Origin of the sequence: Arthrobacter oryzae (assembly GCF_030718995.1) — a bacterium.
Classification (GTDB): domain Bacteria; phylum Actinomycetota; class Actinomycetes; order Actinomycetales; family Micrococcaceae; genus Arthrobacter; species Arthrobacter oryzae_C.
On record NZ_CP132204.1, the window covers coordinates 2,849,403 to 2,861,415 of the forward strand.

Consider the following 12,013-nt stretch of genomic DNA (forward strand, 5'->3'; position numbering starts at 1 on the left):
TTCACGCACACCGGAAACCATAAGCAGCATGACTGCTTTCACCCGCCGAAATGTCCTCAAAGGTGCGCTGGCCGCTGCCGGTGCCGCCGCCGTCGTACCCGCCGCTGCCGCAACCGCCCAGGCCACCAGCCCGGCCGGCGTCGCGCTGGTCCGCAACCGCCTCACCCTCCCGTCCGGCATCGCCACCGGCGATGTGACCTCCGGTTCCGGCGTGCTGTGGTCCCGAGCGTCGGGACCCGGCCGGCTGGTGGCCAACCTGCTCGCCGTGGACGAGGACGGCGCCCCGCTCAGCGGCGGCCGCGCGTTCCAGCGCGTGCTGCGGGGGAGCGCCGCCAGCGAAGCCACCGACTTCACCTCACGGATCAACGCCGAGCACCTCCCGTCCGGCACCCGCTTCGCGCTCTCCCTGCACTTCGAGGACGCCGACGGCAACGCGGGCGAAACCGCGCAGGGCTCCTTCAGCACTGCGCCCGGCACCGGACTCATCAGCAGCGGCCGCGCGCCCCGCAAACAAAGCTTCGTCTGGACCGGCGACACCGCCGGCCAGGGCTGGGGAATCAACGAGGAGATCGGCGGCATGCGCGGCTACGCGGCTATGCACGCCACCAAACCGGACTTCTTCATCCACTCCGGCGACACCATCTATGCCGACGGTCCCATCGCCGCGCAGGTCACCGAGCGGGACGGGCAGATCTGGCGAAACCTGGTCACCGAGGAAGTGTCCAAGGTGGCGGAAACCCTCAATGAATACCGCGGCCGGCACCGCTACAACCTCATGGACAGCAACGTCCGCGCCATGTATGCCGAGGTTCCGGTGATCGCCCAGTGGGACGACCACGAAACCACCAACAACTGGTATCCCGGCGAGATCCTCACCGACTCCCGTTACACCGAACGCCGCGTGGACGTCCTCGCCGCCCGCGGCCGCCAGGCCTGGCAGGAATACCAGCCGATCTCCGGCCTCAGCACCCGGATCGGCGACGGCAGCACCGGCTTCGAGCCCGCCCGCATCTACCGCAAAATCTCCCGCGGACCCCAGCTGGACATCTTCTGCTTGGACATGCGCACCTTCAAGGACGCCAATACCGACGGCAAGGAAACCCAGCTCACCCACATCCTGGGCCAGGAGCAAACGGACTGGCTCATCCGTGAAGTCAGCAAGTCCAAGGCCACCTGGAAGGTCATCTCCGCCGACCTTCCGCTCGGACTGATCGTCCCCGACGGCCCCGTCAACCAGGAATCCCTCGCCAACCGCGACCCCGGGGCCCCGTTGGGCAAGGAACTCGAGATCGCCGGCGTGCTGTCCGCGTTCAAGCGCAACCGGGTTAAAAACGTGGTCTGGCTCACCGCCGACGTCCACTACTGCGCCGCCCACCACTACTCACCCGAGCGCGCAGGCTTCACCGATTTCGACCCCTTCTGGGAATTTGTAGCCGGCCCCATCAACGCCGGGAGCTTCGGCCCCGGCGAACTGGACGGCACCTTCGGCCCCGAGCGGGTGTTCTACAAGACGGGCGCCTACGCCAACCAGTCACCGCGCACGGGCGAGAACCAGTTCTTCGGCCACGTGGACCTGAACGAGGACGACGTCTTCACCGTCAGCCTCCGCAACGCCAACGGCGCCGTGCTCTGGAGCAAGGAGCTGCAGCCGGTGCGGTAGCGGCGCTCAGCCCTCGAGGTCCACGGACCGCCGCTCGGCGTCGCTGAGCCGGGCGGCGTCCAGGACCTCGAGCGTGTGGACAGCTTCGGCGCCGGGGACCGGCTCGGGTCCCTTGCCAGCGACGGCCAGCGCGAACGGCTCGTAGTACCGGTGGTACGCGCCCTGCTGCGAGACGTAGCTTCCCTCGGAGCCGAGCAGACGCAATTCCCGTGCGACCAGGGCCTCGAGGGTGTCCGGCTGGTCAAGGTCGAAGCGGGACTCAAAGCGCGCCACCTGGCCTACGGCGCCGGACTCCAGCACGGAGCGAAGGGTCCGGATGTCCGTGTCCCAGCGGCGGTTGTGGAAGACGTTGAGGATCACGCCGGCGTCCGCGGCTGCCTTCACCAGTTCGCGCCCCACCTCCGCATCCGGGGCGAAAGGCTTGTCCGCCACGACGTGGACGCCGGCCTTGGTGGCTTCCAGGACGAGCTCGCGGCGCGTCTCCGGCGGCGTGGTGATGACCACCGCATCCACGCCGGCCGCCAGCAGGTCGGTGAGGGAATCGTAGAGCGGGACGTCCGGGTATTCTTCCACAGCCTCCGCGCGGCGGACGGGGGAGCGGGTGACGATGCCCGCGAGTTCCACCCCGTCCGCGGCCGTGATGAACCGTGCGTGGAAGATCCGCCCGCCAAAGCTGAATCTGGGAGGGTTGTGGACTCCCTGCCATGCGCGGTTAACGTACCGGCGAGTAGAAACCGTGCTAGCACGGAAGTGCGGGCGGGGTGCCCTGAGCCACTATGGATACATCGGAACGCGCGGGGAATCCCGGCGGACCCGGAGCCTGAATCCGAAGGCTCAATCCACAGCCCGGAGTCGCCGGGCAACGCACCCCACCCACACCGCATCATGTCCCCTCAGGAGCACTGCCATGTCCCACTCATCAACCACCAAGAAGCCGCACACCGTTCGCCGCAAGGTGGCCCTGCTGACCGCCATCGGGCTCGGGGCGGTGGCGGCGCCGTTCGCGCTGGCCGCCCCGGCGCAGGCGGCCGGTACCAGCTACGCCTGCTCGGTGACCCCGCTATCCCCGGTGTTCGCCGGCCACAACTCGTCGGGCCAAAAACTGGTGGACTACCGGATCCGGGTGTACTGCAACACTGACCGCTACATCAACATCACGCAGGAGCGGTGGGAGGAAGACGACTGGCCCAACGGTGACGACCACCTGGGCACCTCGTACTTCAGCCGCCACCTGAACCAGTACAGCGGAGTCGTGACCATTTCCAACGTCCGAACCCTGGTGGACGGCGAGATCGGCAACGAGGAGGTCTACCAGAAGGTCCGCTTCCAGGAAGGCAGCAACGGCGTCTGGTCGCCGTACACCGGCTGGTACCACAGCGGCGTCACTTCAATGTCGAACTGACGCCCTTTACCCGGGGGGCGGGTCCTGACGGGCCCGCCCCTGAAATGCCCAAGGCCCGGTTCCCCCAACCGGGCCTTGGGTTGTTTAACCCAAGCAGTCCACCGTTATGCAAGCGCTTGCAAATTGAACGCAAGGATGTCTAGCATGGACAGCATGTTGGTCAGTGTTGAAGCGGTTGCGGAGCAAGCAGGAGTTTCGGTTTCCACGGTATCCCGAGCGCTGCGGTCCATTCCCGGCGTTTCGGCAGCCACCCGCAAGCGCGTGCAGGATGCCGCCGATGCGTTAGGCTACGCGGCATCCCCTGCTGCCTCCCGCCTTGCAACGGGGAGGACCATGACCGTAGGCATCGTGGTGCCGGTGCTGGCCAAGTGGTTTTTCGGAAAAGTCATCGGTGAGGCAACGCAAAGGCTGCGGCAAGCCGGATTCGATGTGCTCCTTTATGAGCTGGCCACGGCCGAACAGCGGCAGAGGTTCTTTGGCAGCGTCCATCTGCACGGCCGCACGGACGGGGTGATCATCATGGCCCTGCAGCCGAGCCGGGAGGAACTGGAATCGCTCGCTTCGCAGGGGCAGAGGGTCGCTTTGCTCGGAGCCGAGTCACCGGGTGTCGGATCCGTGAACGTGGACAACCGTGGGGCCGGGCGGGCTGCTGTGAGGCACTTGTTGAACCTCGGTCACCAGCGGGTAGCGTTCATCGGTATCCGCGCTGAGGACGGTAGTAACTTGGGCGGCGTGCCGCCTCTTCAACGGCTCATGGGCTACCGGGATGCCCTGGGCGAGGCCGGACTGGCCGGGGGCGACGTCCTTGAAGAACTCGATGAAAACAGCGTCGCGGGTGGCGCGGCTGCCATGTCCCGGCTGCTCGTCGCGGAACATGCGCCCACCGCAGCATTCGTAGCCTCCGACGAGATGGCCTTCGGTGTCCTCAAGGTTCTCCGTCAGGCAGGCTTGGACGTTCCCCGGGACTTCTCCGTGCTGGGCTTTGACAACCACGAACTGTGCGACGTGGTGGGCCTGACAACCATGGACCACGCGGTGGCCGAACAGGGCCGGGACGTCGCCGGGATCCTCTTGGACGCCTTGGACGCCTTGGACAGCAGCGTGCCCAAGGCCATTAGCCGGCCCGCCAGGCTTGTTGTCCGCGAGAGTACCGCACCACCCCGTGCCCTGCGCACCACACCTGTCGGCCCGGACTCCCGGGATTCTGCCGGTCACTCCGGTCACCTCTGAAAGGAAACTTCATGCAATATCGCAAACTCGGCAACAGCGGCATGTACGTAAGTGCCATTGCCCTGGGAAACTGGGCCACCCACGGCGAAACCGTGGACCAGGACGTTGCCACCGCATGCGTGCAAAGGGCCCTGGACCTGGGCATCACCACCTTCGACACGGCTGATGCCTACGCGGGCACTAAAGCTGAAACGATGCTCGGCGAAGCCCTCAAAGGCGTCCGCCGGGAGGGCATCGAGGTGATGACCAAGGCGTACTTCCCCACCGGCCCCGGCATGAACGACCGCGGGCTGTCCCGCAAGCACGTGATGGAATCCATCAACGGGTCCCTGCGCCGTCTCCAGATGGACTACGTGGATGTCTACCAGGCGCACCGCTACGACTACGAAACCCCGCTGGAAGAAACGATGGGCGCCTTCGCGGACATCGTGAGGGCCGGCAAAGCCCACTATATTGGCGTATCCGAATGGAAAGTAAAGGAAATCCGCGCCGGTGCCGCCCTGGCAGCCGAGCTGGGTATCCAGCTCGTTTCAAGCCAGCCGCAATACAACATGCTGTGGCGCGTCATCGAAGCGGAAGTAGTGCCGGCCTGCGAAGAGCTCGGGATCACCCAGGTGTGCTGGTCACCGCTGGCCCAGGGTGTGCTTAGTGGAAAGTACGACGGCGGCCGGGCCGTGCCGTCATCGTCACGCTTCAGTGATGGTGACGGGACGCTGAAGACTGAGCACAGGTTCATGAAGCCGGAGGTCCTGGAGGCCGTCGATAAGCTTCAGCCTATCGCCGCCGGTCTGGACGTCCCCCTGGCAACCCTGGCCGTGGCCTGGGTCCTGGCAAACCCCAACGTCTCCGCGGCGATCGTCGGCGCCAGCCGGCCCGAACAGCTCGTAGACACGGTCAACGCTGCCGAGTTGGTCCTTGATAGCGAGACGCTCGAACTGATCGACGGCACCTTGGGTGACGTCGTGGAGCGCGATCCTGCCAAGGTGGAGTCCTTCCCCCAGCGGGTCTAGGAGCGCTGCCGCGAAAGTCATTCCCTCGGCCGGGACCGTCCGTGCCGCCGTCGGACTCTTTCGCTCCGGGCCCGCCCCCACGGCACGCCAAAGTGCGGGACACTGGAAGTCACACCACCCACGAAAGCGGACCACACCTTGATCACTCTCCAGCAGGACGCCGACGGCTTCATCCGGATGAGCCGGCACTTCCCGGAAAAAGTCCGGATCGCCGTCACTTTTGCCGACGGCACCACGGAAGAGCTCTCCGGCGGCAGGCTCAACAAGGCCTACGACGACGCCCTGGCCGAATTCCGCGCGCAGAACAACCTGGACGCGAAGGGCTTCTCGCGGTCGCCCAAGAAAACCGGCGCCGGCAACAAAATCGACTTTGTGCCGGTCCATCCCGGCATGGGTGACTGACCTTGACGGAGCCCGCCAGCCGGCCCGATCCGCTGCTCTATCCGTGGGATCCGCCCGCAGCCTCGGGCGTCATGGACGCCAGCGGTTTCCAGCCCCTTGAACTGGCCGGCCTGGACGAAGCGCTCGCGGCAGCCAACGCGGCACCGCTGGAGTCCCGCTCCCTGGTGGTCTCCATCGGCTCAAATGCCAGCACCCACGTGATGCGGCGGAAGTTCGCCGCCTACCACCAGCCCGTCAGCCCGGTCCTGCCGCTGGTCCGCGGACAGCTCAGCAACATCGCGGTCGGCCACTCCGCGCACGTGAGCAGTGCCGGCTACATCGCCGCCGCCCCGTATCCCCGGCCGGGGGAGCGCACCACGGTGTGGGTTTCGTGGCTGGACGAACTCCAGCTGCTGGCCCTGGACCACACAGAACCCAACTACCGGCGGATAGAGCTCGACGGCGGCGCCTGCCCGCTTGCGCTCGAAGGAGCCGTCCAGGACGCCGAGCGTCCGGGTGACTTTTCGCTGTTCACCTCACGCTGGGGCGTGCTGACCGATGGCGACGGCGGGAAGCTCCCCTTTGTGGACCAGCCGGCACTTTTCGAGCTGCTCGCCGGGAGCGGCACCGGTGAGTATCTGGAGGAGGGAAAGTCTGTGTTCGACGGGCCGCCGGAACTCGTGGCCGAGCAACTCGCGCTGCCTTCGGTCCAGGCATGGGCCACGGAATGGTTCAGCTCGGCCGGACTGGCCGCTCCGGCGGACTTCGACGGGTTCCGCACGGAGTAGCTTCCGGCAGCGTAAGCCGGCGGCAGCAGGACGCATCAGCAGCCGGCCGCATCAGCGGGCGGCGATATGCTCCGCGATGTACTCGGCGTCGCGTCCGACTCCTGCCACGATTGACGAGCCGTGGCCGGTCAGCCACGGCAGCCCGACGGCATACAGGCCCGGGTGCTCGGTGACGCCCCGGTGGTGCCGCGGGTAGTTCCACTCGTCCAGCACCGGGATGTCTAATATGCCGAAGTCCAGCCGGTAGCCGGTGGCCCAGATGACCGACGTGATGTTTGCGGCCCCGAGGTTCAGCCGCGCCGGTTCCGACGGCAGCCAGTCGTCCTGGCGGGGCCTATCCGATGCCGGTGCCGACATCCCTGTGGCCGCGATGTAGCTGTCGAACATCGGCTGCATCCGCTGGTAGAACGTTCGCTCAACAACGCCCAGGCGCTCCGGAAGGTCGTCGCTGAAGGTGAGTTCGCCGTCGTCGGCCGCTGTTTCCAGATGGCCGTGCAGCCGGACACCCCGGCGGCCGAGTTCGCGCAGGTGAAGGTCGTGCCCGCCGCCGGCCCCGGACACCAGCGGGTTGCACATGAACCTCGCCGCGGGGGAGGGCAACTGCCCCACGGTGAGGCCGTTCAGTCCGTAATCGGGGCCGTACTGGGCAAGGTGCATCATCCAGAAGATGATGTCCTGCCCGCGGTACCGGCGCGGCGCCTCCGGGCAGGTAGACACCGCCAGGTGGATTTCCCGGCCTGCGGCGAGCAGCTCCTCGGCGATCTGGCCGCCCGACTGGCCGCTTCCCACAATCAGCACCGCGCCGTCCGGCAGCTGTTCCGGCTTGCGGTAATCGTTGGTGTGGAGCTGCAGGATGTGGCCCGGAAGATGCGCGGACAACGCCGGGATTTTCGGTTCCTGGTAGCCGCCGGTGGCCAGCACCACGTTGCGGGCGCGCCACCTGCCCCCGGTGGTTTCCACGTCGAAGCCGCCGTCCGCTGGCGCGATGCGCGTAACGTCCGTTCCGGTCCGCACCGGGGCGCCGATGAACTCCGCATAGTGCCGGACATATCCGATCAGCTCATCCCGTGGCATAAAAGCTTCGGGTGCCGGACCGTCATATGGCATGCCCGGCAACGTCAGTGAAAAATTCGGTGTGTTCAGGCAGAACGCGTCCCAGCGGTCCTGCCAGGCGCCGCCCAAGGCGGCACGCCGTTCCAATAACAGATGTTCGACGCCGGCCCGGCCCAGCCAGTAACTGGCCGCCAGGCCCGCCTGCCCGGCTCCGACAATAAGGGTGTTCACCAACGGTCCCATGCAAAAACGATACGCCCGGCCGGGCAGGTTTCAAGGGGCGTAGGTGCGCGACGAAGGGGGCTGGCGGAGGCCTGGCAAGCGTCCGTGCTGCCGGCAGCGTGAGCGGCCGTCCGGCGTCGTACGTCATTTTTCCGCCGGTACAGCGATGGAGAACGAGTTTGCCGCTTGAGTCTGCAACAATGCTGGAGGTGTCCGGGCGGCTCAGCGTCCGGCACTCTCTGCCTTTGCAGCCGGGCCCGTGGGCGGCTCGGGGTACTGCGTCATGATGCGGGCCGACGTTCAGGGACCCGGGGACAGGATATTGAGACCGGCGTCCACAGCGGCCGCAAGCAGTTCAGCGTCATAGGCAACCAGGACGTCGGCCTGGAGCCGGATTGCCGCCGCCAGATGAATGGCATCTGCGCTGCGCAGCCGTCCGGGCAGCGCGGCCGCGTACATGAGGTCCGAGCGGGCCACGTCCAGCAGATTGATTGCGCCCAACACGGAATTGACGAGCTCGCCCTGGAGCCGGCGCCGGTGCGCCGCGCAATGAAGCTCAGTGTAGAGGAGCATGGAAGCCACAAGCTGGTCGCCCCGTCCGGCGGCCGTGGAGAGATACTCTGCCGCGGAGGAGGAGTCCATCTCCTCGATCACCAGCTTCAGGACTGCCGACGTGTCCACGTAGATGATCAACGGTCCCCGCGAAGGTCGGCCAGGATTTCCGCCGTGCTGTTCGTTGAAGCTACACGTGGCAGGGCTCGAAAATCTACGACGGCGGTGGAAGCCGGCTTGACTTGGCCCGCCAAAAGGAGCCGCTCGAAGGGGGAGGCCGACGGCGGGATCAGGGTGGCTGCGATCTCCCCGTTATTGGTCACGTCAATAATTTCCCCGTTTTTCACGCGCTCCAGGATCCTGCTGCTCTGGTTGCGCAGTTCGCGGTGCGGGATGGTTGTCATGTGAGCCTCCGTAGCAATCGTAGCAACGGCTTGTCGGCGGAGGAAGGGCCCGGCGGCGGTGATTTCGTAACTCGTCCCAGAGCTCGCATGTCCGTCTGGAATGATCGCCTCTATGCAGAACGTCCCTGCCTTTGACCTGCGCATCAGCACCGCCGACACCGAGCCGGAGATTTGGCGGCGGCTCATCCTCCCGGAAACAATCACCGTGCCGCAGTTCCACGAGGCCGTCCAGTGCGCCTTCGGGTGGCAGAACCGCCACCTGTACGGCATCCGGTGCCGCGACCGTAACGGCGAACCGCGCGTGATTGTTGGCCCGGACGAAGCGGCTGGCGACGTTGACGCGGAGCCGGCCTCCGGCGTCGTGCTCTTTGAACTGATGGATGCGCGGGAGACAGGACCGACTCCATTTGAGTACGAATACGACTTGGGCGACTCCTGGACGCACACAGTGGAGCTTGTAGGGTCCGGGCCGTGCCGCGAATCAGAAACACCCGGAGTTTCATGAGGCCGCCACCTGGTATTCGGAGATTACCGGTCAACGCGCCGGGGCGTTCGACGTCGGAGCCTTCGACGTCGACGCCGTCAACCGGAAGCTCGGCAGGCTCAGCCTGCAGCTATGGCCGCTGCCCGTCAACCCGGCCGGGCGGGACGCGGTTCTCCGGCCCATCATGTGGTTCCTGGAAAACTTGGCTGGGAAGGGGCTGGAACTGACAAAGGACGGCTACCTGAGGCCGGCGATGGTCCGGCGAACGCTCGGGCTGGAGAATCGGGACGCCCTCTGGGACTACATGGTGAAGACGATCGGAGCACCGAAGCACCAGGCTGTGAAGCTTATGACCCGGCTTCCGGCGCACTGGCGGGTCCAGGGGTTTGCGCCGGCCTACTCGGTCCGCGACCAGGTCATCATCAGTGCACTCGAGGCTTCCGGCTTCGCGACGCGATCCGGCGACCCCATCCCTGAAGAGTGGGTGTGGGAAATCGACCGGACGGTGCGCCAGTCCCTGGACTGCCTCCAGTTGACGATCCCCGGCCGGCGCTTCCTGCTCGCCGAGCAGGACCTGAGCGACGGCGGCCTGAAGTTCCTTCTCCAGGTACAGGCGCTGCTGGGGGACAGGTAACCGGGTGTGACCCACTCCATAAAAGTCCGACGCCGGCCGTCTGGCCGTGTGGGGCGGCTGGTTTGGCCAAATTCGCCGCCATTCCGGGGTTTTTGGGCTTTTCTTTGGTGTGGGGGGTGGATTTGTGTGTGGTGCTGTGGGCGTGTAAAGTAATTCGAGTCGCCGCCGCTGATGCGGAAAGATTGCGACCGACCCCCTTCTGAATGGCCTGAAAAACGGCGCCTTTATGGCGTGCGGAAACCGGGCGGGGGCCCTTCCTGTGGTGCTTGTGGTTGGCGGTAACGCCGGTTTGCAAAGCGGTCCGGGATCGGGTAAGTTTGGGAAGTTGCTCCGGAGCGAGCTGCGACTGGCTGGATGTTGGTTGTGGTGGTGCCGGGTGTGTCTGTTGTTTGAGAACTCAATAGTGTGCCAAGTTTGTTGATACCAATTGTTTTATTGATTGGTTGTTTTGGCCAGGTTTGTCCACCCCGTGGATGGGTCTGGTTTTTACAGCTGGTTTCAAATTTTGTGCAGCCTGGTTCCGCGTTTTCCCGTGGTTCCTGGTTGTGTCTGTTTTACTTCAACGGAGAGTTTGATCCTGGCTCAGGATGAACGCTGGCGGCGTGCTTAACACATGCAAGTCGAACGATGATCCCAGCTTGCTGGGGGATTAGTGGCGAACGGGTGAGTAACACGTGAGTAACCTGCCCTTAACTCTGGGATAAGCCTGGGAAACTGGGTCTAATACCGGATATGACTCCTCATCGCATGGTGGGGGGTGGAAAGCTTTTTGTGGTTTTGGATGGACTCGCGGCCTATCAGCTTGTTGGTGAGGTAATGGCTCACCAAGGCGACGACGGGTAGCCGGCCTGAGAGGGTGACCGGCCACACTGGGACTGAGACACGGCCCAGACTCCTACGGGAGGCAGCAGTGGGGAATATTGCACAATGGGCGAAAGCCTGATGCAGCGACGCCGCGTGAGGGATGACGGCCTTCGGGTTGTAAACCTCTTTCAGTAGGGAAGAAGCGAAAGTGACGGTACCTGCAGAAGAAGCGCCGGCTAACTACGTGCCAGCAGCCGCGGTAATACGTAGGGCGCAAGCGTTATCCGGAATTATTGGGCGTAAAGAGCTCGTAGGCGGTTTGTCGCGTCTGCCGTGAAAGTCCGGGGCTCAACTCCGGATCTGCGGTGGGTACGGGCAGACTAGAGTGATGTAGGGGAGACTGGAATTCCTGGTGTAGCGGTGAAATGCGCAGATATCAGGAGGAACACCGATGGCGAAGGCAGGTCTCTGGGCATTAACTGACGCTGAGGAGCGAAAGCATGGGGAGCGAACAGGATTAGATACCCTGGTAGTCCATGCCGTAAACGTTGGGCACTAGGTGTGGGGGACATTCCACGTTTTCCGCGCCGTAGCTAACGCATTAAGTGCCCCGCCTGGGGAGTACGGCCGCAAGGCTAAAACTCAAAGGAATTGACGGGGGCCCGCACAAGCGGCGGAGCATGCGGATTAATTCGATGCAACGCGAAGAACCTTACCAAGGCTTGACATGGGCCGGACCGGGCTGGAAACAGTCCTTCCCCTTTGGGGCCGGTTCACAGGTGGTGCATGGTTGTCGTCAGCTCGTGTCGTGAGATGTTGGGTTAAGTCCCGCAACGAGCGCAACCCTCGTTCCATGTTGCCAGCGCGTAATGGCGGGGACTCATGGGAGACTGCCGGGGTCAACTCGGAGGAAGGTGGGGACGACGTCAAATCATCATGCCCCTTATGTCTTGGGCTTCACGCATGCTACAATGGCCGGTACAAAGGGTTGCGATACTGTGAGGTGGAGCTAATCCCAAAAAGCCGGTCTCAGTTCGGATTGGGGTCTGCAACTCGACCCCATGAAGTCGGAGTCGCTAGTAATCGCAGATCAGCAACGCTGCGGTGAATACGTTCCCGGGCCTTGTACACACCGCCCGTCAAGTCACGAAAGTTGGTAACACCCGAAGCCGGTGGCCTAACCCCTTGTGGGAGGGAGCTGTCGAAGGTGGGACTGGCGATTGGGACTAAGTCGTAACAAGGTAGCCGTACCGGAAGGTGCGGCTGGATCACCTCCTTTCTAAGGAGCACCTACAGCAACCTCACCCCGTGTATGCGGGTGTGGTGGTGTTGTCAGGAAGTTGCCCGTTGCGCAGACGCAAGTTCTGCGGCGGGTGCTCACGGGTGGAA

At 64.6% G+C, this 12,013-nt stretch carries 12 protein-coding genes and 1 rRNA gene; 9 read left to right on the forward strand and 4 right to left on the reverse strand.

Going from position 1 to position 12,013, the window contains the following annotated elements; all coding sequences use genetic code 11:
- The first annotated feature begins 28 nt into the window (after window positions 1–28).
- Window positions 29–1,660 (forward strand): alkaline phosphatase D family protein, encoded by a 1,632-nt coding sequence (locus tag Q8Z05_RS13130; RefSeq protein ID WP_305940073.1) that lies wholly within the window; start codon window positions 29–31, stop codon window positions 1,658–1,660.
- 6 nt (window positions 1,661–1,666) lie between these two features.
- On the opposite strand, the gene Q8Z05_RS13135 is transcribed toward Q8Z05_RS13130, so the two are convergent.
- Window positions 1,667–2,284, reverse strand: a complete 618-nt coding sequence (locus Q8Z05_RS13135) for a Gfo/Idh/MocA family protein (RefSeq protein WP_305940074.1) — start codon at window positions 2,282–2,284, stop codon at window positions 1,667–1,669.
- A gap of 283 nt (window positions 2,285–2,567) precedes the next feature.
- Here Q8Z05_RS13135 and Q8Z05_RS13140 point away from each other — a divergent pair, with 283 nt between their 5' ends.
- From Q8Z05_RS13140 to Q8Z05_RS13160, 5 genes are all read left to right on the forward strand, one after another.
- A complete protein-coding gene (locus Q8Z05_RS13140; RefSeq protein ID WP_305940075.1) occupies window positions 2,568–3,062 on the forward strand; it encodes a hypothetical protein in 495 nt (164 codons plus the stop codon).
- Between the two features lie 144 nt (window positions 3,063–3,206).
- Window positions 3,207–4,292 (forward strand): LacI family DNA-binding transcriptional regulator, encoded by a 1,086-nt coding sequence (locus Q8Z05_RS13145; RefSeq protein WP_305940076.1) that lies wholly within the window; start codon window positions 3,207–3,209, stop codon window positions 4,290–4,292.
- An 11-nt stretch (window positions 4,293–4,303) separates the two neighbouring features.
- Window positions 4,304–5,302: an aldo/keto reductase family protein gene (locus Q8Z05_RS13150; protein ID WP_305940077.1), complete on the forward strand. Its 999-nt coding sequence runs from the start codon at window positions 4,304–4,306 to the stop codon at window positions 5,300–5,302.
- A gap of 138 nt (window positions 5,303–5,440) precedes the next feature.
- Complete coding sequence (locus Q8Z05_RS13155) at window positions 5,441–5,704, forward strand: hypothetical protein (protein ID WP_305940078.1); 264 nt, start codon at window positions 5,441–5,443, stop codon at window positions 5,702–5,704.
- A gap of 2 nt (window positions 5,705–5,706) precedes the next feature.
- Window positions 5,707–6,471, forward strand: coding sequence for a hypothetical protein (locus Q8Z05_RS13160; RefSeq protein WP_305940079.1), 765 nt, complete (start codon window positions 5,707–5,709; stop codon window positions 6,469–6,471).
- A gap of 51 nt (window positions 6,472–6,522) precedes the next feature.
- Here the strand turns inward: Q8Z05_RS13160 and Q8Z05_RS13165 are convergent, their stop codons facing one another.
- The 3 genes from Q8Z05_RS13165 to Q8Z05_RS13175 all read right to left on the reverse strand — a co-directional run bounded on the left by Q8Z05_RS13165 (window position 6,523) and on the right by Q8Z05_RS13175 (window position 8,702).
- On the reverse strand, window positions 6,523–7,767 hold the full coding sequence (locus Q8Z05_RS13165) for a flavin-containing monooxygenase (RefSeq protein ID WP_305940080.1): 1,245 nt from the start codon (window positions 7,765–7,767) through the stop codon (window positions 6,523–6,525).
- A gap of 279 nt (window positions 7,768–8,046) precedes the next feature.
- On the reverse strand, window positions 8,047–8,427 hold the full coding sequence (locus tag Q8Z05_RS13170) for a type II toxin-antitoxin system VapC family toxin (RefSeq protein WP_305940081.1): 381 nt from the start codon (window positions 8,425–8,427) through the stop codon (window positions 8,047–8,049).
- An 8-nt stretch (window positions 8,428–8,435) separates the two neighbouring features.
- A complete protein-coding gene (locus tag Q8Z05_RS13175; RefSeq protein WP_305940082.1) occupies window positions 8,436–8,702 on the reverse strand; it encodes a type II toxin-antitoxin system Phd/YefM family antitoxin in 267 nt (88 codons plus the stop codon).
- A gap of 112 nt (window positions 8,703–8,814) precedes the next feature.
- On the opposite strand from Q8Z05_RS13175, the gene Q8Z05_RS13180 reads away from it, so the two are divergent.
- The 3 genes from Q8Z05_RS13180 (at window position 8,815) to Q8Z05_RS13190 (ending at window position 11,903) form a co-directional block, all read left to right on the forward strand.
- A complete protein-coding gene (locus Q8Z05_RS13180; protein WP_305940083.1) occupies window positions 8,815–9,207 on the forward strand; it encodes a plasmid pRiA4b ORF-3 family protein in 393 nt (130 codons plus the stop codon).
- A gap of 181 nt (window positions 9,208–9,388) precedes the next feature.
- Window positions 9,389–9,820: a hypothetical protein gene (locus Q8Z05_RS13185; RefSeq protein WP_305940084.1), complete on the forward strand. Its 432-nt coding sequence runs from the start codon at window positions 9,389–9,391 to the stop codon at window positions 9,818–9,820.
- Window positions 9,821–10,379: 559 nt separating this feature from the next.
- A 16S ribosomal RNA gene (locus Q8Z05_RS13190) occupies window positions 10,380–11,903 on the forward strand.
- Window positions 11,904–12,013: the final 110 nt, after the last annotated feature.